Origin of the sequence: Pseudomonas orientalis (genome assembly GCF_001439815.1) — a bacterium.
GTDB lineage: Bacteria > Pseudomonadota > Gammaproteobacteria > Pseudomonadales > Pseudomonadaceae > Aquipseudomonas > Aquipseudomonas orientalis.
Genome location: NZ_JYLM01000012.1, coordinates 1 through 24,694, shown reverse-complemented (window position 1 = coordinate 24,694; position 24,694 = coordinate 1). Strand labels below are relative to the sequence as shown.

The 24,694-nt window shown below is 60.6% G+C and carries 22 protein-coding genes; 3 read left to right on the top strand and 19 right to left on the bottom strand.

Annotation, left to right across the window (positions count from 1 at the left end):
* Positions 1-23 precede the first annotated feature (23 nt).
* Entirely contained in the window at positions 24-1,253 is a 1,230-nt protein-coding gene (locus tag TU82_RS23705; RefSeq protein ID WP_057725678.1) for a nucleoside recognition domain-containing protein, read from the top strand.
* A 108-nt stretch (positions 1,254-1,361) separates the two neighbouring features.
* Here TU82_RS23705 and TU82_RS23700 read toward each other — a convergent pair whose 3' ends face one another.
* From TU82_RS23700 to TU82_RS23610, 19 genes are all read right to left on the bottom strand, one after another.
* Positions 1,362-1,973, bottom strand: a complete 612-nt coding sequence (locus TU82_RS23700) for an ABC-type transport auxiliary lipoprotein family protein (protein WP_057725677.1) — start codon at positions 1,971-1,973, stop codon at positions 1,362-1,364.
* Positions 1,970-2,908 carry an MlaD family protein gene (locus TU82_RS23695; protein ID WP_057725676.1) on the bottom strand — a complete coding sequence of 313 codons (939 nt, stop codon included), beginning with the start codon at positions 2,906-2,908 and terminating at the stop codon, positions 1,970-1,972. Before TU82_RS23695 ends, TU82_RS23700 begins: the two co-directional genes overlap by 4 nt.
* A 1-nt stretch (position 2,909) precedes the next feature.
* Complete coding sequence (locus TU82_RS23690; protein ID WP_057725675.1) at positions 2,910-3,713, bottom strand: ABC transporter ATP-binding protein; 804 nt, start codon at positions 3,711-3,713, stop codon at positions 2,910-2,912.
* Positions 3,710-4,858 carry an ABC transporter permease gene (locus TU82_RS23685; protein ID WP_057725674.1) on the bottom strand — a complete coding sequence of 383 codons (1,149 nt, stop codon included), beginning with the start codon at positions 4,856-4,858 and terminating at the stop codon, positions 3,710-3,712. The genes TU82_RS23690 and TU82_RS23685 overlap by 4 nt, the downstream gene beginning before the upstream one ends.
* Positions 4,859-4,912: 54 nt before the next feature.
* On the bottom strand, positions 4,913-5,944 hold the full coding sequence (locus TU82_RS23680; RefSeq protein WP_057725673.1) for a DUF5924 family protein: 1,032 nt from the start codon (positions 5,942-5,944) through the stop codon (positions 4,913-4,915).
* Positions 5,945-6,014: 70 nt separating this feature from the next.
* Positions 6,015-7,397, bottom strand: a complete 1,383-nt coding sequence (locus TU82_RS23675; RefSeq protein WP_057725672.1) for a M16 family metallopeptidase — start codon at positions 7,395-7,397, stop codon at positions 6,015-6,017.
* Positions 7,398-7,455: 58 nt separating this feature from the next.
* Positions 7,456-9,114 (bottom strand): Na/Pi cotransporter family protein, encoded by a 1,659-nt coding sequence (locus tag TU82_RS23670; protein WP_057725671.1) that lies wholly within the window; start codon positions 9,112-9,114, stop codon positions 7,456-7,458.
* A 251-nt stretch (positions 9,115-9,365) separates the two neighbouring features.
* Complete coding sequence (locus TU82_RS23665; RefSeq protein ID WP_057725670.1) at positions 9,366-10,133, bottom strand: TerC family protein; 768 nt, start codon at positions 10,131-10,133, stop codon at positions 9,366-9,368.
* 67 nt (positions 10,134-10,200) lie between these two features.
* Positions 10,201-11,508 (bottom strand): CitMHS family transporter, encoded by a 1,308-nt coding sequence (locus TU82_RS23660; RefSeq protein WP_057725669.1) that lies wholly within the window; start codon positions 11,506-11,508, stop codon positions 10,201-10,203.
* 465 nt (positions 11,509-11,973) lie between these two features.
* Complete coding sequence (locus TU82_RS23655) at positions 11,974-13,935, bottom strand: DUF7844 domain-containing protein (protein WP_057725668.1); 1,962 nt, start codon at positions 13,933-13,935, stop codon at positions 11,974-11,976.
* Positions 13,932-14,252 (bottom strand): DUF2388 domain-containing protein, encoded by a 321-nt coding sequence (locus TU82_RS23650; RefSeq protein WP_057725667.1) that lies wholly within the window; start codon positions 14,250-14,252, stop codon positions 13,932-13,934. Before TU82_RS23650 ends, TU82_RS23655 begins: the two co-directional genes overlap by 4 nt.
* Before the next feature lie 38 nt (positions 14,253-14,290).
* Entirely contained in the window at positions 14,291-14,599 is a 309-nt protein-coding gene (locus TU82_RS23645) for a DUF2388 domain-containing protein (protein ID WP_057725666.1), read from the bottom strand.
* 90 nt (positions 14,600-14,689) lie between these two features.
* Positions 14,690-15,010 (bottom strand): DUF2388 domain-containing protein, encoded by a 321-nt coding sequence (locus TU82_RS23640; protein ID WP_057725665.1) that lies wholly within the window; start codon positions 15,008-15,010, stop codon positions 14,690-14,692.
* A gap of 334 nt (positions 15,011-15,344) precedes the next feature.
* On the bottom strand, positions 15,345-15,560 hold the full coding sequence (locus tag TU82_RS23635; RefSeq protein WP_003187413.1) for a DUF1127 domain-containing protein: 216 nt from the start codon (positions 15,558-15,560) through the stop codon (positions 15,345-15,347).
* A gap of 318 nt (positions 15,561-15,878) precedes the next feature.
* Positions 15,879-17,372, bottom strand: coding sequence for a succinyl-CoA:acetate CoA-transferase ScpC (gene scpC / locus TU82_RS23630; protein WP_057725664.1), 1,494 nt, complete (start codon positions 17,370-17,372; stop codon positions 15,879-15,881).
* A 234-nt stretch (positions 17,373-17,606) separates the two neighbouring features.
* On the bottom strand, positions 17,607-19,043 hold the full coding sequence (locus TU82_RS23625; RefSeq protein ID WP_057725663.1) for an NAD(P)(+) transhydrogenase (Re/Si-specific) subunit beta: 1,437 nt from the start codon (positions 19,041-19,043) through the stop codon (positions 17,607-17,609).
* Positions 19,043-19,363, bottom strand: coding sequence for an NAD(P) transhydrogenase subunit alpha part 2 (locus TU82_RS23620; RefSeq protein ID WP_003187417.1), 321 nt, complete (start codon positions 19,361-19,363; stop codon positions 19,043-19,045). The genes TU82_RS23625 and TU82_RS23620 overlap by 1 nt, the downstream gene beginning before the upstream one ends.
* 15 nt (positions 19,364-19,378) lie before the next feature.
* Positions 19,379-20,500, bottom strand: a complete 1,122-nt coding sequence (locus TU82_RS23615; protein ID WP_057725662.1) for a Re/Si-specific NAD(P)(+) transhydrogenase subunit alpha — start codon at positions 20,498-20,500, stop codon at positions 19,379-19,381.
* Positions 20,501-20,944: 444 nt separating this feature from the next.
* Positions 20,945-21,850 (bottom strand): LysR family transcriptional regulator, encoded by a 906-nt coding sequence (locus tag TU82_RS23610; RefSeq protein ID WP_057725661.1) that lies wholly within the window; start codon positions 21,848-21,850, stop codon positions 20,945-20,947.
* 159 nt (positions 21,851-22,009) lie between these two features.
* Between TU82_RS23610 and TU82_RS23605 the strand changes: the two genes are divergently transcribed.
* Both TU82_RS23605 and TU82_RS23600 read left to right on the top strand, forming a co-directional pair.
* Positions 22,010-23,191: an acyl-CoA dehydrogenase gene (locus tag TU82_RS23605; RefSeq protein WP_046070301.1), complete on the top strand. Its 1,182-nt coding sequence runs from the start codon at positions 22,010-22,012 to the stop codon at positions 23,189-23,191.
* A 13-nt stretch (positions 23,192-23,204) separates the two neighbouring features.
* Positions 23,205-24,425, top strand: a complete 1,221-nt coding sequence (locus tag TU82_RS23600) for a CaiB/BaiF CoA transferase family protein (protein ID WP_057725660.1) — start codon at positions 23,205-23,207, stop codon at positions 24,423-24,425.
* The last annotated feature ends 269 nt before the right edge of the window (positions 24,426-24,694 follow it).

The following is a 24,694-nucleotide window of genomic DNA, read 5'->3' as shown; positions in this document are numbered from 1 at the left end:
CCATCTTTCGGGGGATTTAACTGATGCTCAATGGCCTGTGGCTTGGCTTTTTTGTCGTGGCAATGGTGTCAGCACTGGCGCAATGGCTGGTGGGCGGTAACGCCGGGATTTTTGCGGCGATGGTGGAAAGCATTTTCGCCATGGCCAAATTGTCGGTAGAGGTCATGGTGTTGCTGTTCGGCACCCTGACACTGTGGCTGGGTTTTCTGCGTATCGCCGAAAAAGCCGGGATCGTCGATTGGCTGGCAAGGGCCCTGGGCCCGCTGTTTCGTCGCCTGATGCCGGAAGTGCCGGCCGGCCACCCGGCCATCGGCCTGATCACCCTCAACTTCGCCGCCAACGGCCTGGGCCTGGACAACGCCGCCACGCCCATCGGCCTCAAAGCCATGAAGGCGCTGCAGGAACTCAACCCCATCCCCAATACGGCGAGCAACGCACAGATCCTGTTCCTGGTGCTCAATGCATCCTCGCTGACGCTGTTGCCGGTGACCATCTTCATGTACCGCGCCCAGCAAGGCGCCGCCGACCCGACGCTGGTGTTCCTGCCGATCCTGCTCGCCACCAGCGCGTCGACGCTGGTGGGCCTGCTGTCGGTGGCGGTGATGCAGCGCCTGCGCTTGTGGGACCCGGTCGTGCTGGCCTACCTGATTCCCGGCGCGTTGGTGCTGGGAGGCTTCATGGCGTTGCTGGCGACCCTGTCCGCCACGGCGTTGGCCGGGTTGTCGTCGATCCTTGGCAACCTCACGCTGTTTGGCTTGATCATGCTGTTCCTGGTGATCGGCGCCTTGCGCAAGGTCAAGGTGTATGAAGCCTTTGTCGAAGGCGCCAAGGAAGGCTTTGACGTTGCCAGGAACCTGCTGCCCTACCTGGTGGCGATGCTCTGCGCGGTGGGCGTGTTGCGTGCCTCCGGCGCCCTGGACTTCGGCCTGGAAGGGATTCGCCATGTGGTGGCCTGGACCGGCATGGACACGCGGTTTGTCGACGCACTGCCGACCGCGATGGTCAAGCCGTTCTCCGGCAGCGCGGCGCGGGCGATGCTGATCGAGACCATGCAGACCCAGGGTGTGGACAGCTTCCCGGCGTTGGTGGCGGCGACGATCCAGGGCAGCACCGAGACCACGTTTTATGTGTTGGCGGTGTACTTCGGGTCGGTGGGCATCCAGCGGGCGCGGCATGCGGTGGGGTGTGCGTTGTTGGCGGAGTTTGCCGGGGTCGTGGCGGCTATTGCAGTGTGCTACTGGTTCTTTGGTTGAGGCTTGGATTGCTATCGGGGGCAAGTCGAATCGTCGCACCGCCCCTCCCACATGTTGATCTGTGAATGCATTCAAATTGTGGGAGGGGGCTTGCCCCCGATGAGGCCCTCAACCTTTAGGTGTAGTGTTGCCTTGCGCCACGACCCAATCCACTACCTGCTTATTCAGCTGATCGCCGGCTTGCCCAAAAGCCGCCACCACCCCCGGCACCTTGGTATCCCCCACCTTCTGCCTCACCTCAAACCGCCGGCTGGCAATGATCCGCTGATCGCTGCCGCGCACCAGCCGAGCATCCAGGCGAATCACCACCTCCACTGCCGTGCCATGGTATTCGCTCTGAAACGCCTGCAATTGCCCGCCCAACTCATAGTCGGCCTGCAGATTGGTCTCGTCGGTACTCAGCAGCGTCACCCGCCCATCACGCTGGAAACCATCCAACAGGCGATTGCGCAACAGCACCGGCGCCGGATCGCTCCAGCGCGAATTGGCATAGCTGCTGATCAGATCGCCATTGGGCACCACCGCGATGCGTGGGCTGTCGAGAAATTCGCTGGTCTGCGGCTTGGTCACGCGCAATGACCAGCTCACCGGCGCGCCTTGACCGGCGGGCTGGGACGACGCCAGGCGGTATACGTCGGATGGGTCCGCCTTGGGCAGGATCGAGCACGCGCTGATCAATGCAAAGACCACGGGGGCGATCATTCGGTAAGCACGCTTCATGGCGTGAACTCCTTGTTCGTGTCACTGCCCAGCAGGTAACCGCTGGGGTTGGCTTCCAGGCGGCGTGAGATGGCGCGCAGTGAACCGAGGGTTTCGCGCAGTTCGCGCACGGCCGGCGCCAGTTCATTGAGGCCCTGCAGGCCGCTGTTCACCGAGTCCTTGTTGTTGGCCAGCAAGGTATTGAGGGTGGCGGTGCTTTGCTCAAGGGACTTCATCGCCTGCTCGGCACTGCCAAAGGCTTGCTTGCCTTGGTCATTGAGCAAGCCGTTGGCGTTGCGCATCAGCACGGTGGTCTGTTCCAGCGCGCCGCCGGCCTGTTTGCTCACCTGCATCAATTGCTGCATCACTACTTTGATGTCGCCGCGCTGTTCCGCGATGGCGCCGGTGGTTTGCTGCAGGTTGTCCAGGGTGGCGCTCAAGCGTTCCACGTTTTCCCGGGAGAACAGCTGGTTGGCGTTATGCAGCAGCAGGTTGATGCTGGTCATCAGGTCGTTGCTGTTATTGAGCAGGCGGGCGATGGGCGATGGCGATGCGATGATTTCCGGCAGGTTGCCATCCTTGCCCTTGAGTTCAGGGCTCTGCGGGGTGCCGCCGCTGAGCTGGATGATCGAGGTGCCGGTGATGCCGGTCAGTGCCAGTTTGGCCTGGGTGTCTTCCTTGATCGGCGTTTGCCCGGCCAGGCGGATGCGCGCCAGCACGCGGCGCGGGTCCTTGGGGTCCAGGCGCAGGCTGGTGACGTCGCCCACCTTGATCCCGCTGTACTGCACCGAACTGCCCTGGGACAGGCCGCTGACCGCTTCGTTGAACACCACCTCATAATCCTGGAAGGCGCTGTCGACGCTGGACTTGGCCAGCCACAGGCCGAACAGCATCGCGCCGACCACCACCATTACGCTGAACAGTCCGATCATCACATGATGGGCTCGGGTTTCCATGTCATACCTCTTTGAGCGATTGAGCGGCATCCAATGCCGCACGGCCTCGGGGGCCGTGGAAATATTCGTGGATCCAGGCGTCGTCGGTTTCCGAGACGACATCGATGGCGTCCGCCACCAGGACTTTCTTCTGTGCCAGCACCGCCACGCGGTCGGTGATGGTGTACAGCGTGTCGAGGTCATGGGTGACCAGGAACACACTCAAGCCCAGCGCATCGCGCAGGGTCAGGATCAGTTGGTCGAATTGCGCCGCGCCAATCGGGTCGAGGCCGGCGGTGGGTTCATCGAGAAACAGGATGTCCGGGTCCAGGGCCAGCGCACGCGCCAGGGCGGCGCGCTTGATCATGCCGCCGGACAGCGACGCCGGGTATTTGTCGGCCGCCGACAACGGCAGCCCGGCCAGGGCCAGTTTGACTGCGGCCAGATGCTCGGCATCGGCGCGGCTGAGCCCGGCGTGCTCGATCAACGGCAAGGCGACGTTCTCGGTGACGGTCAGCGAGGAAAACAAGGCGCCCTTCTGGAACAGCACGCCGAAACGTCGCTCCACCAGCGAGCGTTCATGCTCGGACAGACTCGGCAGGTTCTTGCCGAACACCCGCACTTGCCCCTCGCTGGGCCGCCGCAGGCCGACGATGCTGCGCAGCAACACCGACTTGCCGCTGCCGGAGCCGCCGACCACCGCCAGGATCTCGCCCTTGTACAAATCCAGGTCGAGGTGCTCGTGCACGCTCTGGCTGCCAAAGCGGTTGCACAGGCCGCGAACTTCAATCACCGCCTCAGTGGGCGCTCGATGCAGACGACTCACCAGCCCATCTCCATGAAAAACATCGCGGCGACCGCGTCCAGCACGATCACTACGAAGATCGACTGCACCACGCTTGAGGTGGTGTGCGCGCCGACCGACTCGGCACTGCCGCTGACCTTGAAACCTTCCAGGCAACCGATCGCGGCGATCAGAAACGCGAAGATCGGCGCCTTCACCATGCCCACCAGAAAATGTTGCACGCCAATGTCCGATTGCAGCAGTGACAAAAACATCGCCGGCGAAATATCCAGGGCCACCGCACACACCACGCCGCCGCCGACAATCCCCGAGAGCATCGCCAGAAATGTCAGCATCGGCAGTGCTACCAGCAATGCCAGGACCCGCGGCAGCACCAGCAGCTCCATCGGGTCCAGGCCCAGTGTGCGGATCGCGTCGATCTCTTCGTTGGCCTTCATCGAGCCGATTTGCGCAGTAAAGGCGCTGGCCGTGCGGCCGGCGATCAGGATGGCGGTGAGCAACACGCCGAATTCGCGCAGGAATGAGAACGCCACCAGGTCCACGGTGAAGATCGTCGCGCCAAAGCTCTTGAGCACGGTGGCGCCGAGGAAGGCCACCACGGCGCCGACCAGAAAGGTCAGCAGCGCGACGATCGGCGCGGCATCCAGGCCGGTCTGTTCGATATGCGCGACCACTGGCGTCAGGCGCCAGCGCTTGGGCCGCAGGATGCCGCGCACGAAGGTTTCGAGGATCAGGCCGATGAAGCCCAACAGTTTCATCCCGTCTTGCCAGACGGTGTCCACGGCGCGGCCGATGCGCGCCAACAGTTGGATGCCGGCGCCCTCTTCCGGCTCCTTGAGCGGTACGCAAAAATCGTTGAGCGAGCGGTAGACGGTCTTGAGCAGTGCGCGGTCGGCGGCGGACAGGCTGCAATCGGTCTGCTCGGCGGAGCGTTCGATACGGTCGGGGCCCAGCAGCTCCACCAGCAGCGACGCGCCGGCGGTATCCAGGGCGCCAAGGCCGTTCAGGTCGATGTGCGCGCCGGCGTCGTATTGGCCGTCGAGGGTGTTCGACAGCTTCTTCAGGTTTGCGTAGTGGGCCAGCGTCCAGTCACCGGTAATGCGCAGCAACGGCGGTGTGCTGGACGTATCGAGTTGGGCCGCGCCGGCCGTCGGGGGAGTGGTCATAAGCTCCGAGCTTGTTTGGCTATCCACAATTGCTACGTAATAGCACGATCGGGACTACTGCGGGTTGTCCGTTTGTGCTGAGTCGGTGACGTTAAAGCGCAGCACGCCAATGACTTGCCCGTCTTCGGTGAGCACCCGCACCTGCCAGCGGCCTACCGAATCCGGCGGGAAGTTCTGCTTGTGGGTCCAGGCGCGGTAGCCCTCCTTGCGGCCGCCATGGATATCCAGCGCAATGCGGTCGACTTCCTTGCCGTTGAATTTCCACACATGGTAGATCCGCTCATCAAGGCCGCGCGGCGCGTTGATTGCGGTGTAGGCGTACAGCCCGCCGCTGCGCAGTTGGGCGGCGGTGACGTGCTTGAGATCGTCGCCCGGTGTGCGGTCCTGAAGCTGGGTGCTGATGGCCACTTCGGTCATCCACAGGGTGGCCGGTGGTACCCAGCTACGCAGCAGCCAGCCGGCGCAGCCAATCGCGGCCGTCACTCCCAGCAGCATTATCCAGCCTTTGACGCTGCGCAGCGGCAGGCTGACGGCCAGGCTCGGAATCGATAGCGCCATGGCGACGCCCAGTGCCAGCTTGTAACTCTCGGCGGTGGTCAGGTGCAGGATGATCGGCAGTGCGGTCAGCAGTGCGGCGAACAGTGTCAGCGTATGCAAGGCAAGGAACAGCGAGCGCTTGGGCGCCAGCCATTTGTAATACAGCGGGTCGATGATCGACACCAGCGCCGCCGCGCCGAGCAGGCCGGTGAACACCGACTGACCACTGTTCCAGGCGGTGGTCACGAAAAAGAACGGCAACACGAAGAACAGGCTTTCCTGGTGGATCATCTGCGTAGCGTAGCGCAGCAGCGGTTCCGGTATTTCGCGGTTGAACAGCCTGGTGAACAGTTGCGTGAAGCTGTTTTCCAGCATCAGCCACAACCAGCTCACCAGCATGATCACGGCGATCCAGCTGGCCATGCCCTGCTGGCGGTCCACCAGGATGAAGCTGCCCACACCCGAGATGAAGCCGCCGAGTGCGATCACCCCGGGGTAGCGCTTGATCAGTTCTATGACGCGCTGGATAAGGGGCGGCAGGTTCGGCATGGGCGGTTCGCACTGTGTGTGGGAAAAATCTTAAACAGAATAACGTTTTAGTCTGTTGTTCGGTGCCTCGTTACGCGATCCGTTTGCGATAAAACCGTAGGGCAACCCACACAAGCGTGATCAGTCCCAGCACGCCCGCGCCTATCCAGCTCAGGGCGTTATAGCTCAACAGCGGTTTTTCGATGCGCCAGTAGCCCGGCTGCTCCAGCACCTGGCGCATGGCCTGATTGGTCTGCGCCAGACTCACGGCCTTGATGCGTTTGGCCGGGTCGCTGAAGCGCCCGTCGGCATATTCGCCGGCAGCGCTCCAGTAATAGTCGGCCAGCGCGCTGTTGCCCTGCACGGCCCAGGCCTGGCGTGCGATGGCGGCTTGCTGCAGGCGCGCGAACACCGCCGGGTCGAGGCCATCGGTGAGCAAGCGGGCCTTGAGGTCTTGCAGTACCTGCTCGGCTTCCTCGAGGTTGTCCCGCTCGAGGTCGGCGTTCAGGCTCAGGAAACCGACGCCGCCGAGCACTTCACGCTCGCTCCACGGCCCGTAGGACAGGCCGTGCTTGAGGCGCAACTGGCGGTACAGCGCCCAGTCGAGGTAGTCCTTGAGCAGGTCGTAGGTTTCATCGTGTTGGTCGTCCAGCATCGGCTCCGGGAACAGCCAATGCAGCTTGGCATTGTCGCCGACCCAGCCGTGGATCAGGTCACGATGGCTGGCGGCGGTCTGCTGGATTTGCGGCAGCTCCCGATGTTCGCTCGGCTCTACCGGGTCGAGTTGGCCATAGGTGCGTTCCAGATAGGCAGGCAGCAGTTTGTCCAGATCGCCAACAACGATCAGGGTCATGTTGTTCGGTGCGTACCAGTTTTTGCGCAGCGCCTCCAGCTGGTCGCGGGTCAGGTGGTTGACCTCGGCGCGTTCGGCGCACTTGAGGCCCAACTCGACGGCCAGCTGGTTGCTGGCGTTGTGGCCCAGATCCTGGCGGTCCAGCAGGCGTTGCAAGTGGGAGTAATGACCACCGTCCTCGCGCTCGACCACTTGCTTGGCGGCGTTGATATGGGCGTCGGTCAGCTGGGTGCGGGTAATGATAGCCAGCAGCAGGTCCAGGACCTTGCGCTGGTTCTGCGCGGGCGCTTCGATGACAAAGGTGGTGTCGGCGTTGCTGGTGTAGGCGTTCCACTCGCCGCCCAGGGCCTGCATGCGGTCTTCGAGGTCGCCTTCATTACCGCCGTCGATGCCGCTGAACAGCAGGTGCTCGAACAAATGCGGCAGTTCTTTCTGGTCGCAGCTGAAATCGTCCAGGCCCACGCCGACCACCAGGCGGATGGCCACATGCCCGCGCTCGGTGCCCGGTTTGAGCAGCAGTTGCAGGCCGTTGGGCAAGGTGTAGCCTTCGACTTGCAGGCGGTCAAAGGCAAAGGTGTGTGCCGAGCCAATGAGCAGGCAGGCGAGTAACAGGCGACGCATAACAAGCTTCCTGGCGAACGGGGTCCATTGTTAACTGACTTCGCTCGCTGGCGTACGTTCAGGGCGAATGGGTGATGTCGGCAATATCGTCGGCGGAGAGTGCGCCGGTGTCGGACGTTTCCAACACGACATAAGCGCTGCTGCAAAACAACGAGTTCAAGCGTTTCATGTCGGCGATCAGCTCCAGGTGCAGGGAGCTGGTCTCCAGGCTTTGCACAATCTTGCGTTGCAAGCGGCTGACGTGGGCATGCGCCAGACGACGCTCCTGGGCGCGAAAGCGGCGCTTCTCGCGCAGTAGTTGGCGGGCGCTTTCCGAGTCGCCGCTGAGGAATACCGACAGGCCCAGGCGCAGATTGGCGATCAACTGGCTGTGCAGGCCGCTGAGTTCTTCCAGGCCGACTTCGGAAAATTGCCGGCGCTGGGACGTCTTCTGCTGCTGGACTTTGCGCAGCATGCGCTCGATCAGGTCGCCCGCCAGCTTCAGGTTGATCGACAGTTCAATGATCTCTGCCCAGCGCCGATTGTCCTGTTCACCCAGGTCTTCACGGGGCATTTGCGCCAGGTAAAGTTTGATCGCGCTATAGAGCGCCTCGACGTCATCGCTGAGGCTGCGCATTTGCTGGGTAATGGCGGTTTGGTTGCCGCGCAGCACTTCCTGCATCGAGGTGAGCATGTTGTCGATCAGGTCGCCGAGCCGCAGGGTTTCGCGGGCGGCGTTGGCCAGCGCCAGGCTCGGCGTGTTCAGCGAGGCCAGGTCCAGATGGCGCGGCTTGGCTTTGCCGTTGGTCTCGGGACGCTCCGGCAGCAGCCATTCGCACAGCCGCGCCATCGGGCCGATAGTGGGCAACAGAATCAGGCAGCGGCTGACGTTGTAGAGCAGGTGAAAGGTGATGACCATGCCCTGGGTGCTGTAGTCCAGGTCGTCCATCCAGCGTACGAGTGGGTCGAGTACCGGAATGATCAGCAACAGGCCGATCAATTTGTACAACAGGCTGCCCAGGGCGACTTGCCGCCCGGCGGTGTTCTGCATGCTGGTGCTGAGAAAAGCCAGTATGCCGCTGCCGATGTTGGCGCCGATCACCAGACCGATGGCCACGTGCAGACCGATCACGCCGGCGCCGGCCAGGGTGCCCGTGAGCAGCACGGCGGCGAGGCTGGAGTAGGAAATCATTGCGAACAGCGCGCCGACCAGGGCGTCGAGCAGGATATCGCCGGTCAACGAAGCAAAGATGACTTTGACGCCCTGGGCATGGGTAATCGGCCCGGCGGCCTCGACGATCAATTGCAGGGCCAGAATGATCAGCCCGAGGCCGATCCCGACCCGGCCCAACTGCCCTGCCCGCGTCTGTTTGCGCGACAGGAAAAAAATCACCCCGAGGAAGATCAGCAGCGGCGATAACCACGACAGGTCAAAGGTCAGCACCCGCGCCATCAACGCGGTACCGACGTCGGCGCCGAGCATGGTGGCCAGGGCGGGCGTCAGGCTCATCAACCCCTGGCCGACAAAGGACGTCACCAGCATCGCCGTGGCGTTGCTGCTCTGCACCATGGCCGTCACCAGGATACCGGCGACAAACGCCAACCAGCGTTTGGACATGTTCTGCCCGATGACTTGGCGCAAGTTGGAGCCGTAGACCCGCAGGATGCCGGTACGGACGATGTGCGTGCCCCAGATCAGCAGGGTCACGGCGGAAAGCAGATTGAGCAAGGTCAGCATGCTCGGCCCCCCGTGTGGGTGCGCTCCAGCAGGAGCGAAGGAAAGTTGCCGCGTGCCGCTCTACGTCTTGTACTTAAGCTGTAGTTGGCGAATGGGCTCTGCGCCAGCATCGCATAGCTAAACTCGGGATTGAAACAAAACTGTCATATGCAGGAGCGAGCTTGCTCGCGAAGAACGTCAACGATTACGCGTACTGCCTGGCTTAACGCGTTGTCCTTGGGTTCTTCGCGAGCAAGCTCGCTCCTACAGGTTTATTGACCCGGAACGTCCTTGCGCAGTTTCACCGGATCCTGCTGCTTCTTCTTTTTCGCGATGGCGGTGCGCATCTTGATGTTCACCGCTTCCACCGCCAGCGAGAACGCCATGGCGAAGTAGACGTAGCCTTTGGGCACATGAACGTCGAAGGATTCGGCGATCAGCACGGTACCCACCACCAGCAGGAACGACAGCGCCAGCATCTTCAGCGACGGGTGCTTGTCGATGAATTCGCTGATGGTGCCGGCAGCCAGCATCATCACCAATACGGCAACCACGATGGCGGCGACCATGACCGGCACATGGGAAACCATGCCGACGGCGGTGATGACCGAATCCAGGGAGAACACGATATCGATGATCGCAATCTGGATAATGGTGTAGATGAACTTGCCGCCGCCGCCCTTGGGCTCGTCGTGGCTTTCGTCTTCACCTTCCAGGGCGTGGTACATCTCCTGGGAGCTTTTCCACAGCAGGAACAAGCCACCGAAGAACAGGATCAGGTCGCGACCGGAGATGCCCTGGCCGAAGACCACGAACAGATCGTTGGTCAGTTGCATGACCCAGGTGATCGACAGCAGCAACAGGATGCGCGTGACCATCGCCAGGGCGAGGCCGAAGATCCGGGTGCGCGCCTGCATGTGCTTGGGCATGCGGCTGACCAGGATCGAAATCATGATGATGTTATCGATGCCCAGGACGATCTCGAGCGCCGTCAGGGTGAAGAAGGCAATCCAGATTTCCGGATTGGTCAGCCATTCCATGTGTATTCCTTTGAGCAAGTGTTAACCGCGCAAGCTGCAGCGCCGCGCGGTGAGTGAGTCGGTACGATTATAGAGTGCTGAACAGCGGAAAAATCCCCATCAGCAGCGCGGCGACCATTATGCACAGGCATACCAGCACTGCCCACTTCAGGGTGAAGCGCTGGTGATCGCCAAACTCGATACCCGCCAGGGCGACCAGCAAGTAGGTCGAGGGTACCAGCGGGCTGAGCAGATGCACCGGCTGCCCGACGATTGACGCACGCGCCATTTCCACGGCGGTGATGCCGTAGTGGCTGGCGGCTTCGGCCAGTACGGGCAGTACGCCGTAGTAGAACGCATCGTTGGACATGAAGAAGGTGAACGGCATGCTCACCAGCGCGGTGATTACGGCAAGGTACGGGCCCAGGGCTTCAGGGATGACCGCCAGCAAGCTTTTGGACATGGCATCGACCATGCCGGTGCCCGACAGGATGCCCGTGAAGATACCGGCGGCGAAGATCAGCCCGACCACCGCCAATACGCTGCCGGCGTGGGCGGCGACGCGGTCTTTCTGCTGTTGCAGGCATGGGTAGTTGACGATCATCGCAATACTGAATGCCACCATGAACAGCACGGGCAGCGGCAGCAGGCCGGCGATCAGTGTGCACATCAGGGCAAGCGTCAGCGCGCCGTTGAACCAGATCAGCTTCGGACGGCGGGCGTCGGGGAACTGCGACACGCTGATTTCGCTGTGGTCGATCTCGTCACCTTGCAGATGCAGTTCACCCAGGCGTGCGCGCTCGCGCTTGCCGTACATGTAGGCAATTGCCAGGATCGCCACCACGCCGGCCGCCATGGCCGGGATCATCGGCACGAAGATGTCCGAGGGATCCACATGCAGCGCACTGGCGGCGCGGGCCGTCGGGCCGCCCCAAGGCGTCATGTTCATCACGCCACCGGCAAGAATGATCAAGCCGGCCATGATGCGCGGGCTCATGCCGATGCGCTGGTACAGCGGCAACATCGCAGCGACGCAGATCATATAGGTGGTGGCGCCATCACCGTCGAGGGACACCACCAGGGCCAGTACGGCGGTGCCTACCGAGACTTTCAACGGGTCGCCCTTGACCATCTTGAGAATCTTGCGCACGGCCGGGTCGAACAGGCCGGAGTCGATCATCAGGGCGAAGTAGAGGATGGCGAACATCAGCATCACGCCAGTTGGCGCGAGCTTGGTGATGCCTTCGAGCATCATCGGGCCGATCTTCGGCGCAAAGCCGCCGAACAGCGCGAACAGGATTGGCACGATGATCAAGGCGATCAGCGCAGACAGGCGCTTGGTCATGATCAGGAACATGAACGTGATGACCATGGCAAAGCCAAGGAAAGTCAGCATAGGAATACTCCAGGCGTAGCGCGGCTAGGGAATGGCGAACCGGGTGGGGTCAGCGCAGAACGAAAGGCACGAGGCGTACGGGGGGAGTTGGGGTAAACAGACGGGTACGGGCGGACATCGGGAATCACCATTGTTGTTGTTAACAGTCGGTCTATTGCCGACAGTGGAGGTGATCCTAGACGGGTAAGCTTTCAGCCAGCTTTCGCCGGGAAAACAGGTGACATTCGGTCTTAAGGCCTATGCGGATAAAAAGTGTGGGAGGGGGCTTGCCAGTCAGTTAAGCGTACACCGCCGTCTGTAGGAGCGAGCTTGCTCGCGAAAAACGTCAACGATAACGCGTGCTTTCTGAATGAGCGCGGTGCCTCTGAATTTTTCGCGAGCAAGCTCGCTCCTACAAAAAGCCTTGACTGACTGGCATTGGGGCAAGCCCCCTCCCACATTGGGATTACTTGATTAGCTGAGTATTTACGGAAGTTCAAGGCCGCCGGCCGCTTTATGCAACGCTCGCAAGTGCTCACCCATCTGCTTGAGGTTGGCCTCACAGGCGGCAATCTCGGCAGCGCGGGACGGATCGAGCAGCGCCCTCACCTCTTTATCCAGCTCGCCGGTCAATGATTGCAGTTGCTTCTGGCGCTCGGCACTTTCCGATTCCAGCCGCTTGGCCTCCGACGGCTGCGGCAGGCCGTAGCCACCACTGTCGAGCAACTCGGCCGGGCGACTGAGGAAGCCGCTGTTGGCGAGGATTTGCTGCAATGTGTTGTTGGCGTGTTCCATGCCACCGTTTTTCAGCTCCCGGGCATTGAGGTAGCGTTGTTTGACTTCGTCCTGGGCGAGCATCAATTGTTTGCGAAAGCTGGCCTGTTCCAGCAACAGCAATGCGGCGCTGGTTCGCAAGTCGGCCTGGCTGAACCATTGGCGGCGCTCCTGCGCATTCAGCGACAGCCAGTCTTCGACCTGGGTCTGCTTGATCGGCAGGCGCTTGCGCAGTACATCGAACATCGCCTGGTAGCGCTCGCGGAACGAGTCAAAGTGATAGCCCAGGCGCAACGCTTCGCGCTTGTCGTCCAGTACGCTGATGTCGGCCAGCCCACGCGCGCTGAGCACCTCCAGCAAGCCATTGGGGGTGATGTTGTCCAGGCCGGTCAATTGTGGATTCGCACTGCCACTGCGCAACAACTTCAAGCTTTCCACCGCGCAGTTGTTGGAAATGAAGAAGTAGTTGCCGTCGTAGCTCCAGTGCATCTCGGCGGCATGTTCGACCGTGTCGTTGATTTCCTGACGGCTGAGCTTGAGCGGCACTGACGCCAGGCCGCGCAATTCGGTCTTGGTGTATTCGTCGATGACTTGGGCCAGCGGCAGCACAAACAGTCGCGACGGGTATTTGCCTACCAGGCCGTCCCAGCTCGACAGCTGTACGTCGCCGACGAAGGCGCGGTAGGACAACACCAGGTGCTGATCCAGGTCCAGCCGGCAATCCGGCCCGCGAGGACGGCCGGGCGCACAGATCACCAGGCGCAGCATGCTATGGCCCCAGCGGCTCACCAGATTCTGGTTGGCTTCGGCGAGCAGGTAGTCGATTTCATAGACGCGCTCCGGGTCGATATGGCCCAACGGTGTCTTGGCGAAATCGTTGCCGGCGTTTAGAAACGCGTAGGTATTGCCGCACTTGTCCTGCCCGGGTGGCGCCCAGCCGAAGTGCTCCTTGTAATAGCGCGCCAGTGCAGGACGGCGACAGGCGTAGCTGGGGTCGAGGAGGAAGTACTCCATGTTGACCGCGACAAACTCCAGCGGGCTGGTGGTTTCGTAGATGTCCGGGCTGCGGACCACCTGGTTGTTGTGCTGTTCGCGTTCGCCGCGACGGCCGACGTATTGTGGCCAGCCGGCGAGGTCCAGCAGGCGCGGGTCGTCACTCAGGGTGAAGCGACGGTCGTTCTGGCCGCGGCACTGATCGGGCAGGCCAATCAGGCCAGTGATGTTGTTCTGGCGGCTGCAGCGCTGGATCAGGGCGCGCTCGTCTTTGGACCACAGGCGCGCACGGTCATAGATGTGGGTCAGTTCATGCAGCACGGTGGCGAGCATTTCCTGGCGCACAGTGCCGTGGGGGCGGTTGGTTTTGCGGGTGGCGGCGCTGCCGTCGGTCAGGCTGGCCAGCAGGTTTCGGTTCAGGTCCAGTTCGGATACCAGGGAGGCCTGGCCGTAAGCGTTTGCAGGCATCTTGTCAGTCCAGCCGACCTCGATGCGGCGGTCCAGTTGCTCGATGAAGCGCGGCGGCAGGGCGCCCATCGCTTCATCGAGCAATGCCTGGCTGGCTTGCTGTTCAGCCAGGCTCAGGCCATCGGTCTTGAGCTGCAGTTGCAGGCTGGCCTGGGCTGCACCGGCACACAGCAGCACAGCCCCGGCCAGGAGCCAGGCTTTGACTCGCCTCACAGAGCGAGAATAGCTTCGGCGAGCGTCTGGTCGCTGGCATCACGGGCTTGCGGTACGCGGGTGCGCAGGGTGTCGAAGGCCGCTTCGAGTTGCGCGCCACGGATCTCGCCGTTGCTGGCGACGAAACTGGCGGCATCATCATGGGCTTCGCGCACGATCTTGGAATCGCGGATGGAGGTGGTGGTGTCGGAGGTGAAATCAATGGTGCGCGCCGAAGCGCGAACGACGATGTTACTGGTGGCCTTCAGGGTTTGCGCCTGGGCGACATCAGCCAGAAACAGCAGGCCGAGGGCGGCGACGATCAACGGGCTACGCATGGGGTGACTCCAATACAAAGATGGACATACAAAGATGATTATTGGACGAGAATTGCCTGCGCCAGTTCAAGGTCGCTTGCATGAAGTTTTGGTTGGGTACGGCGCAGGTAATCCAGCGCGGACTCCAGGCGTGCGCCCCGCCATTGGCCGTCAGTGGCAATGAAAGCAGCAGCATCATCCCTGGCAACCCGGACCAACTTGTTATCGAACGGCGCGGACGTCACCTTGCTGGTGGCATACGCGCTGACAACGGTGCTCTGAACGGAGACGTCAAAGGCCGAAGCCAACGGTGCCCAGCAGGCACAGAACAGTAAAGGGACAATCAACAGGCGGTATGAAAAAGCCATGGCACTCGACAACTGAAAACGAGCGCCAAGGCTAGCGCAATGACCGGGTGAGAGCCAGTGCAGACTGGCTCTCCCTGCTTGCCTCTGGCGTCAGATCGCCAGGATGGCCTGGGCCAATTGAGCGTCAGTGGCGGTGTTCAATTGCGGCGCCTGTTGGCGGATTTGCGCCAGGGCGCTTTCCAGTTTCACGCCACGGATGGCGCCTTCGCTGGCGACAAAGCTGGCCGCGTCATCACGGGCGGCTCGCACCACCTTGTTGTCGCGCAGGGAGGACGTGGCATCGGAAGTGGCGTCGGAGGTGGCTTTCAGTGCGCCGACGATCGAATCGGTGGTCACGATAAAGCTGCTCGCGTTTGCGTTGGCAGCAACGGCCAACAGGGCGGCGGTGCACAGCAGGCGAAGACGGGACATGGAGTAACTCCTGTAGATGAGCAAAGTAAGGTGGCGCAGAACGGCCACAGTGAAACGGACGTTGGGCAATTGGGCATCTGACGCCCGTTCTACAAGGTTCGCCACGTGGTGACTGGATATTAGGTCACCGCTTGAGCATTCGGAAGCCTGCGGTTAACTGTTATGGTTATATTTTAAAATGTAAAAACTGTACCTGTCCGGTAGTGCGCTGCTGTTTTCAGTTTCATTTACCCAGATACAGCAAAGCCCGCCTCCGGTTACCCGGGGCGGGCTTTGCTTTGACAAATCAGGGTGCTGGCGGTGGACTCGGCAGGTCAGGGCCAGCGAGCGCCAATCAGCGCCAGAACGGCTTGCTCAGCTCTTCGTAGCGTTGAGCTTCGCTGATACCGGCGTCAGCCAGCAGACGCGAATCCAGGCGAGCCAGTTGGTGGCGGCTGGAGATGCGGCGCTGCCACAACATCAGGTTGGCGAGAACGCGCAGAGGCAGGGAAGCCTGGGTGTTGACAGCTTTTTCTTCGAAGAACAGTTCGGAACTGAGTGTACGTTCCATGATGACATCCTTCCGCTTGTGGCGGGATTAGGTAGTGGTTTAACTGATGCCAATGATCCTCCTCGCACGCAAGACTCTCTAGATACAGTTCACCTGTATTGTGAGGGGCCAGTTAACTGTTTATAGAGGCTGTACGGTACGAAATTGGGGCAACTGTACCTGTCTGCACTGAATGAGTGCGAAATAGGCTTTTTTGCTTAAGGTTGTGGGATATTTCGGTAGGAAATGACCGGTACAGCAGTACAGTTTTTGCTGGAAGTGTCGATCAGACAACCGGGCCGATAAAACTGTATTGGCATCAACCCGGTTGTAGAGCCATCAAGCCTTGAGCATGTGCCCGGTTTCTTCCAGATTAATGTGCCAGCTCAGTGCGTCGCGCAGGATATGCGGCGTATGCCCGCCGATAGCGCAGGCGGCAACGAAGTAGCCGTTCAGCGCGTCGCGATACGCCGGGTGCACGCAGTTGTCGATGATCACGCGGGCCCGCTCCCGTGGCGCCAGGCCCCGCAGGTCGGCCAGGCCGACTTCGGTCACCAGGATGTCGACGTCATGCTCGGTGTGGTCCACATGGCTGACCATCGGCACTACGCTGGAAATAGCGCCGCCTTTGGCTATCGATTTGGTGACGAAGATCGCCAGGTGCGCATTGCGCGCAAAGTCCCCGGAACCGCCGATACCGTTCATCATCCGCGTGCCGCAAATATGCGTGGAGTTGACGTTGCCGTAGATGTCGAACTCCAGCGCGGTGTTGATACCGATGATGCCCAGGCGGCGCACCACTTCGGGGTGGTTGGAGATTTCCTGCGGGCGCAGCACCAGTTTGTCCTTGTAATGCGCAAGATTGCCGAACACGTCGGCATTGCGCCGCTCCGACAGGGTAATCGAGCTGCCCGAGGCGAAGCTCAGCTTGCCAGCGTCGATCAGGTCGAACGTCGAGTCCTGCAGCACTTCCGAATACATGGTCAGGTCTTCGAACGGCGAATCGATCAAGCCACACATCACGGCGTTGGCAATATTGCCGATCCCGGCCTGCAGCGGGCCGAGCTTGTTGGTCATGCGCCCGGCGTCGACTTCCTGTTTCAGAAAGTTGATCAGGTGGTTGGCGATGCCTTGGGTGTCGCTGTCGGGTGGCGTCACGGTGGAGGCGGAATCGGCCTGGTTGGTGATGACGATGGCGACGATCTTCTCGGGCGGGATGGGAATCGCCGGGCTGCCTATGCGGTCGTCGACTTTGACCAGCGGAATCGGCGTGCGGGTTGGCCGGTAGGACGGGATATAAATGTCGTGCAGCCCCTCCAAGTTCGGATTGTGCGCCAAGTTGATCTCGACGATCACTTGCTTGGCGAAGATCGCGAAACTGGCGGAGTTGCCCACGGACGTGGTGGGCACGATATGGCCTTGTTCGGTGATCGCAACGGCCTCGATCACGGCTATGTCCGGCAGCTTGAGCTGGTTGTTGCGCAGTTGCTCGACGGTTTCCGACAGGTGCTGGTCGATAAACATCACTTCGCCGGCGTTGATTGCCTTGCGCAAGGTGCTATCGACCTGGAACGGCATGCGGCGTGACAGCACGCCGGCTTCGGTCAACTGCTTGTCCAGGTCGTTGCCCAGGCTGGCGCCGGTCATCAGGGTGATTTTCAGTGGTGACGTCTTGGCGCGCTCGGCCAGGGCGTGGGGAACGGCCTTGGCTTCACCGGCGCGGGTGAAGCCGCTCATGCCGACGGTCATGCCGTCCTCGATCAGTGCAGCGGCATCTGCCGCGCTCATGACCTTGTTCAACAACGAAGGCAAGCGGATACGATCACGGTACATGAATGGTTATCTCAGGCTACGGAAGCAAGTTGGGCAGTGTAGTGATTTCAAAAAGTTTCGGCCCGCTACCATGGTCGAATGCATGGCCGCGATTTAGAGCCTTTGGTCGGGTTTCATCGGAGTGTGCAAAGCGGGACGCAGAGCATCCCTGGCTGCATTCCCACGCAAAGCATGGGAACGAAAAAACCCCAGCCTATCGCAGGCCGGGGTTTTGGGCATTGCGCTGGCGCAGTGTTATTCGACGGCCTTGACCATATCTTCGATGACCTTCTTGGCATCACCGAAGACCATCATGGTCTTGTCCAGGTAGAACAACTCGTTGTCCAGGCCCGCGTAGCCGCTGGCCATCGAGCGCTTGTTGACGATGATGGTCTTGGCCTTGAACGCTTCAAGGATCGGCATGCCGGCGATCGGTGAGTTCGGATCGTTCTTGGCGGCCGGGTTGACCACATCGTTGGCGCCCAGCACCAGCACCACGTCGGCCTGGCCGAACTCGGAGTTGATGTCTTCCATCTCGAACACCTGGTCGTACGGCACTTCGGCCTCGGCCAGCAGTACGTTCATGTGCCCGGGCATGCGGCCGGCCACGGGGTGGATCGCGTACTTCACCGTCACACCGCGATGCGTCAGCTTCTCGGTCAGTTCCTTGAGCGCGTGTTGCGCCCGGGCCACGGCCAGGCCGTAGCCCGGCACGATGATCACCGTGTCGGCGTTGGTCAGCAGGAAGGTGGCATCGTCGGCCGAGCCGGATTTCACCGGGCGTGCTTCCTTGGAACCTGCCGCAGCACCGGCGTCCGGCGCATTGCCGAAGCCGCCGAGCAGCACATTGAAGAAGGAGCGGTTCATCGCCTTGCACATGATGTACGACAGGATCGCACCGCTGGAGCCCACCAGGGAGCCGGCGATGATCAGCATCGAGTTGTTCAGCGAGAAGCCGATACCTGCCGCTGCCCATCCGGAGTAGCTGTTGAGCATCGACACCACCACCGGCATGTCGGCGCCGCCGATCGGGATGATGATCAGCACACCCAGTACAAAGGCCAGGGCCAGCATCACTGCAAAGGCCGTGAGGTTGCCGGTGAACATGAAGGCCAGGCCCAGGCCCAGCGTCAGCAGGCCCAGCACCAGGTTGAGCTTGTGCTGGCCACCGAACTGTACCGGTGCGCCCTGGAACAGGCGGAACTTGTATTTGCCGGACAGCTTGCCGAAGGCAATCACCGAGCCGGAGAAGGTGATTGCACCGATGGCGGCGCCGAGGAACAGCTCCAGCCGGTTGCCCGCAGGAATGGCGTCGCCCAAATGTTTGACGATCCCCAGGGATTGCGGCTCGACGACCGCCGCAATGGCGATGAATACCGCGGCCAGGCCGATCATGCTGTGCATGAACGCCACCAGTTCCGGCATCTTGGTCATTTCGACGCGCTTGGCCATGATCGAGCCGGCGGTGCCGCCGACCAGCAGGCCGACGATTACATAGCCGATGCCGGCCGTCGCCAGCTCGGCGCCAAGCTTGTAGATGAGGCCGACGGTGGTGAGCACCGCCAACGCCATGCCGAGCATGCCGAACAGGTTGCCGCGCCGCGAAGTGGTCGGGTGCGAGAGGCCTTTGAGGGCCTGGATGAAACAGATCGACGCAATCAGGTAGAGCGTCGTGACGAGGTTCATGCTCATTACTTGGGCGCCTCTTCTTTTACTTTCGGGGCTTTTTTCTTGAACATCTCAAGCATTCGCCGGGTGACCAGGAAACCACCAAACACGTTGACCGCCGCCAGGGCCACGGCCAGGGTGCCCATGGTCTTGCCCAGCGGTGTCACCGTGAGGGCGGCGGCGAGCATGGCGCCGACGATCACGATGGCCGAAATGGCGTTGGTCACGGCCATCAATGGCGTATGCAGCGCGGGTGTGACGTTCCAGACCACGTGGTAACCGACATAAATCGCCAGCACAAAGATGATCAGGTTGTAGATACCGGGGGAGATAAGCTCTTCCATCGTCTGAATCCCTGCTTAGGCGTTTTTGCGGATGACTTGGCCGTCGCGGCACATCAGGCACGCGGCGACGATGTCGTCTTCGAGGTTGATTTCAAACTGCCCTTCCTGGGTGAACACCAGTTTCAGGAAGTCCAGCAGGTTGCGCGCATACAAGGCCGATGCATCGGCTGCCACGGCGCCGGCCAGGTTGGTCGGGCCGCAGATGATCACGCCGTTTTCCACCACGACTTGATCTGCAACCGTCAGCGGGCAGTTGCCGCCCTGGGCTGCCGCGAGGTCGATGACCACCGAGCCGGGTTTCATCTGCGCGACGGTTTCGGCGCTGAGCAAGGTCGGCGCTTTACGGCCGGGGATCAACGCCGTGGTGATGACGATATCGGCTTGCTTGGCGCGCTCATCTACAGCCAGGGCCTGGCGCTGCATCCAGCTGCTTGGCATCGGACGTGCGTAACCGCCGACGCCGACCGCGCATTCGCGCTCCTCGTCGGTTTCGTAAGGCACATCAACGAACTTGGCACCGAGGGATTCGATCTGTTCCTTTACGGCCGGGCGCACATCGGACGCTTCGATTACCGCCCCCAGGCGTTTCGCCGTGGCAATGGCCTGAAGGCCTGCAACACCGGCGCCGAGGATCAACACGCGAGCGGCTTTCACCGTGCCTGCGGCGGTCATCAACATCGGCATGAAGCGCGGGTAGTGATGAGCCGCCAGCAACACGGCTTTATAGCCGGCTATGTTGGCTTGGGAGGACAGCACATCCAGGCTCTGGGCCCGCGAGGTACGTGGCGCAGCTTCGAGAGCGAAGGCCGTGATGCCGCGCTCTGCAAGCTTGGCAATGGTTTCGTTGCTGAACGGATTGAGCATGCCCACCAATACGGTGCCGCTTTTGATCAGCGCCAGTTCGCTGTCGCTGGGAGCAACCACCTTGAGGATCAGTTCGGCGCCAAACGCATCGTTGGCGCTGCCAAGTGTTGCGCCTGCTGTTTCATAGGCACTGTCGACGATGCTGGCGTTGATGCCTGCGCCGCTTTGTACAGTGACCTTATGGCCCTGGCCGATCAGCTTCTTGATGGTTTCCGGGGTGGCAGCCACCCGCGTTTCACCGGTCTGGGTTTCGAGAGGAACACCAATGTGCACGTCAAATCTCCTGCATGATCTTTTTGCTTTTGATCTTTTTGTAAAAAGGCCAGTGCACCGCGAGTGGCGCAGCTGGGGCGGCCGATCAGCACGATCCCGCTGAAATGACAGCGGGGCGCGGCATTTTGCAGGCGAACTTTACGGCCTTCAAGGGATTATGACGGGTGACGAAAAATTAACTACAAGTCACCCTGTGACTGATTGTCGCAACATGACGAAATAACCCCTTTAAATACAGTTATTTAAAGGATTAAGCAGGGCAGTACGCAATTTTCCCATCGTCAACGTGAATAGTCGGTTATTGAACCGTGATAGTCGCTACAGGCCATATCGTGCGTGGGTTTGAGCCTATTTTTTTCCAGCCGGTACAGTCTGTTTAAATGCGACATCCACGTACATCTGTAGGTCATTTGATTAGCTGACTACAAGGTCAGCAAATACGAATTAACCTTGAATATCGGGGCTGTAGCGTCGAGATTGCTCGATGAGCCAGTCGCGAAACGCACGCAAGGACGCCGATTCAACCTTCCGTTCCGGAATCATCAGGTAGTAAGCCTTATCACTGCGCAAGCTTTGGGGGCTCGCGATGACCAGTTGATGCTCTTTCAACTCTCGCTGGATCAGGAATGGCGGGATCAACGCAATGCCCATGTCATGCATTGCCGCCTGGGACAACATTGAGAATAGCTCGTAACGCGGGCCTGTCATGTCGCGGGAAACGTTCAACTGTTGGGCGTTGAACCACTGACGCCAGGCATAAGGGCGCGTTGTCTGCTGCAGGAGGGGCAGGTCGGCCATTTCCTGAGGGGTGAAGTGTGCGCGGTCGCCGAGCAAGCGTGGGCTGCATACGGGTACAGGATTTTCACCCATGAGCCTGTGGGATTCGGTGCCTGACCAGTCGGCATCGCCGAAATAGACCGCAGCGTCGAACTCGGTGTCGGCAAACAGGAAGGGACGCGTGCGGTTGGTCAGGTTGACCGTCACTTCCGGGTGCCGTTGTTGAAAGTCCTTCAGGCGCGGGATCAACCATTGGGTGCCGAACGTCGGTACGACGGCCAGTTCGATGACATTCGCGCCCTGCTGGCCCATGACTGAAAGAGTGTCGCGTTCCACCGCATCCAGTTGTGTTGCCACCCTGCGGCTATAAGACAGCCCTGCCTCGGTCAGCTTTACTCCGCGTCGCGAGCGCCGAAACAGCTCGACACTCAAAAACTCTTCAAGGCTGGCGATCTGTCGGCAGATCGCGCCTTGAGTAATGGAAAGCTCTTGCGCCGCCTTGGTGAAGCTCTCATGGCGGGCCGCGGCTTCAAAGCTGATAAGTGCAGTTGTGCTGGGGATCTTTCTGCGCATGTACGTTGTTCTCACATATAAGACGCATTTTTAGCCCTGCCGGGCCTCACGAAGTGAGAAATTAGCACAACCCCATGCAGAAACCTCGTTTGCCCTCGGCGTCGCCCCGGCCTAGTCTGCTTGCACGACGTTTTGATTCTTTTTCGTGAGGACTTATTCATGGCTGGCAAGGCAAGCTTCAACTGGATCGATCCGCTGCTGCTGGATCAACAGCTCACCGAAGAAGAGCGCATGGTACGCGACAGTGCCGAGCAATTTGCTCAGGACAAGTTGGCCCCTCGTGTGCTTGAAGCTTTCCGCCATGAAAAGACCGACCCTGCAATCTTCCGCGAGATGGGCGAGACCGGTCTGCTGGGGGCGATGATCCCCGAGCAATACGGTGGCAGTGGCTTGAACTACGTCAGTTATGGGTTGATTGCCCGGGAAGTCGAGCGTGTCGATTCCGGTTATCGCTCGATGATGAGTGTGCAGTCCTCATTGGTGATGGTGCCGATCAATGAATTCGGTACCGAAGCGCAAAAGCAGAAGTATCTGCCGAAATTGGCCTCCGGCGAATGGATTGGCTGCTTCGGTCTCACCGAACCCGATCATGGTTCCGATCCCGGCGCGATGATTACCCGTGCGCGCAAAGTGGATGGCGGCTACAGCCTGACCGGCGCGAAGATGTGGATCACCAACAGCCCGATCGCCGACGTGTTTGTGGTGTGGGGGAAGGACGACGCCGGCGACATACGCGGGTTTGTATTGGAGAAGGGCTGGAAAGGCCTGAGCGCTCCGGCGATTCACGGCAAGGTCGGCCTGCGTGCGTCCATTACGGGCGAAATTGTGATGGATAACGTGTTTGTACCCGAAGAGAACATCTTTCCCGACGTGCGTGGCTTGAAAGGCCCTTTCACGTGCCTGAATTCGGCACGATACGGCATCTCCTGGGGGGCGCTGGGGGCTGCGGAGTTCTGCTGGCATACCGCGCGCCAGTACACCCTTGATCGTCAGCAGTTTGGTCGCCCGTTGGCGGCGACGCAGTTGATCCAGAAAAAGCTTGCCGACATGCAGACCGAGATCACGTTGGCGCTGCAAGGCTGCCTGCGTCTGGGGCGGATGAAGGATGAAGGGACGGCGGCGGTCGAGATTACTTCGATCATGAAGCGCAACTCATGCGGCAAATCCCTGGATATCGCACGCATGGCTCGGGACATGCTGGGTGGCAACGGCATCTCCGACGAGTTTGGGGTGGCGCGTCATCTGGTCAACCTGGAAGTGGTCAACACCTATGAGGGTACGCATGACGTGCATGCCTTGATCCTGGGGCGCGCGCAAACCGGTCTTCAGGCCTTCTATTGATAGGAGCACGGGCATGGGCGCGCTTTCGCATCTGCGAGTACTGGATTTATCGCGAGTACTGGCGGGTCCCTGGTCCGGGCAGATACTCGCCGACCTTGGGGCCGAGGTGATCAAAGTCGAAAGGCCGGGCAATGGTGACGACACGCGTGCCTGGGGCCCGCCTTTTCTCAAGGATGCCTATGGCGAGAATACCAGTGAGGCGGCGTACTATCTGTCCGCCAACCGGAATAAGGAATCGGTCACCATCGACTTCACCAAGCCTGAGGGGCAGAAGCTGGTGCGTGATCTGGCGGCCAAGTCGGACATTCTGATCGAGAATTTCAAAGTGGGTGGCCTGGCGGCTTATGGCTTGGATTATGAGTCGCTCAAGGAGATCAATCCGGAGCTGATCTATTGCTCGATCACAGGCTTCGGCCAGACGGGTCCTTATGCGACCCGTGCCGGCTACGACTTCATGATTCAAGGGTTGGGTGGGTTGATGAGCCTCACCGGCCGGCCTGAGGGTGATGAAGGTGCGGGGCCGGTGAAGGTTGGGGTGGCATTGACCGATATTCTCACGGGGCTCTATTCCACCGTGGCTATCCTGGCGGCGCTTGCTCATCGGGATCACGACGGCGGTGGGCAGCATATCGATATGGCGCTGCTGGATGTGCAGGTCGCTTGTCTGGCTAACCAGGCGATGAACTACCTGACCACCGGAGTTTCGCCAAAACGCCTCGGCAATGCGCATCCGAATATCGTGCCTTATCAGGACTTTCCTACGGCTGATGGTGATTTCATCCTGACCGTGGGTAATGACGGGCAGTTTCGCAAGTTCGCCGAGGTGGCCGGGCAGCCACAGTGGGCGGATGATCCGCGGTTCTCTACTAACAAGATGCGGGTTGCCAATCGTGGGATGCTGGTTCCGTTGATTCGGCAGGCGACCGTGTTCAAGACTACGGCAGAGTGGGTATCGCAGCTGGAGAAGGTCGGTGTGCCGTGTGGGCCGATCAATGATCTGGCACAGATGTTTGCTGATCCGCAGGTCAAGGCGCGTGGGTTGGCCATAGAGCTGCCTCATGCTTTGGCGGGGATGGTGCCTCAAGTGGCCAGCCCCATCCGACTGTCCAAGACGCCGGTGGAGTATCGCAGTGCGCCACCGTTGTTGGGGGAGCATACGACTCAAGTGCTGCAAAGTGTGCTGGGGCTGACGCCGTCGAGCGTGGCTGCTTTAAAAGAATCTGGCGTTATCTGAACGCTCTCTTCTATATAGAGGAGTACCGGTCGTTTTCTGATCAAGCCTAACTATTTGATAAGAAAACGAAATTAGACGTTGACGGCAAATTCTGAAGGCCTATAATTCGCCCCACTTCCGGCGCAGTCGAAACGGAAAACTTCTTGGTAAACAATGAGTTAAGTAGGTTTCGACAGCAGGTTGCTTCAGTTCATCGAAGCCAAAAGGAAGTTGAAAAAGAGGTGTTGACAGCAGCGTGTAACGCTGTAGAATTCGCCTCCCGCTTACGA

Bases quoted from the DNA above. Each gene is read 5' to 3' on its own strand.
- TU82_RS23605 (WP_046070301.1), top strand. From the start codon at position 22,010: ATGGCTGGCAAGGCAAGCTTCAACTGGATCGATCCGCTGCTGCTGGAT.
- TU82_RS23645 (WP_057725666.1), bottom strand. From the start codon at position 14,599: ATGGCTTTTTCATACCGCCTGTTGATTGTCCCTTTACTGTTCTGTGCC.
- TU82_RS23620 (WP_003187417.1), bottom strand. From the start codon at position 19,363: ATGGAAGAGCTTATCTCCCCCGGTATCTACAACCTGATCATCTTTGTG.
- TU82_RS23700 (WP_057725677.1), bottom strand. From the start codon at position 1,973: ATGAAGCGTGCTTACCGAATGATCGCCCCCGTGGTCTTTGCATTGATC.
- scpC (WP_057725664.1), bottom strand. From the start codon at position 17,372: ATGTACCGTGATCGTATCCGCTTGCCTTCGTTGTTGAACAAGGTCATG.
- TU82_RS23665 (WP_057725670.1), bottom strand. From the start codon at position 10,133: ATGGAATGGCTGACCAATCCGGAAATCTGGATTGCCTTCTTCACCCTG.
- TU82_RS23705 (WP_057725678.1), top strand. From the start codon at position 24: ATGCTCAATGGCCTGTGGCTTGGCTTTTTTGTCGTGGCAATGGTGTCA.
- TU82_RS23600 (WP_057725660.1), top strand. From the start codon at position 23,205: ATGGGCGCGCTTTCGCATCTGCGAGTACTGGATTTATCGCGAGTACTG.
- TU82_RS23625 (WP_057725663.1), bottom strand. From the start codon at position 19,043: ATGAGCATGAACCTCGTCACGACGCTCTACCTGATTGCGTCGATCTGT.
- TU82_RS23695 (WP_057725676.1), bottom strand. From the start codon at position 2,908: ATGGAAACCCGAGCCCATCATGTGATGATCGGACTGTTCAGCGTAATG.
- TU82_RS23670 (WP_057725671.1), bottom strand. From the start codon at position 9,114: ATGCTGACCTTGCTCAATCTGCTTTCCGCCGTGACCCTGCTGATCTGG.
- TU82_RS23610 (WP_057725661.1), bottom strand. From the start codon at position 21,850: ATGCGCAGAAAGATCCCCAGCACAACTGCACTTATCAGCTTTGAAGCC.
- TU82_RS23650 (WP_057725667.1), bottom strand. From the start codon at position 14,252: ATGCGTAGCCCGTTGATCGTCGCCGCCCTCGGCCTGCTGTTTCTGGCT.
- TU82_RS23680 (WP_057725673.1), bottom strand. From the start codon at position 5,944: ATGCCGAACCTGCCGCCCCTTATCCAGCGCGTCATAGAACTGATCAAG.
- TU82_RS23635 (WP_003187413.1), bottom strand. From the start codon at position 15,560: ATGGAACGTACACTCAGTTCCGAACTGTTCTTCGAAGAAAAAGCTGTC.
- TU82_RS23675 (WP_057725672.1), bottom strand. From the start codon at position 7,397: ATGCGTCGCCTGTTACTCGCCTGCCTGCTCATTGGCTCGGCACACACC.
- TU82_RS23685 (WP_057725674.1), bottom strand. From the start codon at position 4,858: ATGACCACTCCCCCGACGGCCGGCGCGGCCCAACTCGATACGTCCAGC.
- TU82_RS23640 (WP_057725665.1), bottom strand. From the start codon at position 15,010: ATGTCCCGTCTTCGCCTGCTGTGCACCGCCGCCCTGTTGGCCGTTGCT.
- TU82_RS23660 (WP_057725669.1), bottom strand. From the start codon at position 11,508: ATGCTGACTTTCCTTGGCTTTGCCATGGTCATCACGTTCATGTTCCTG.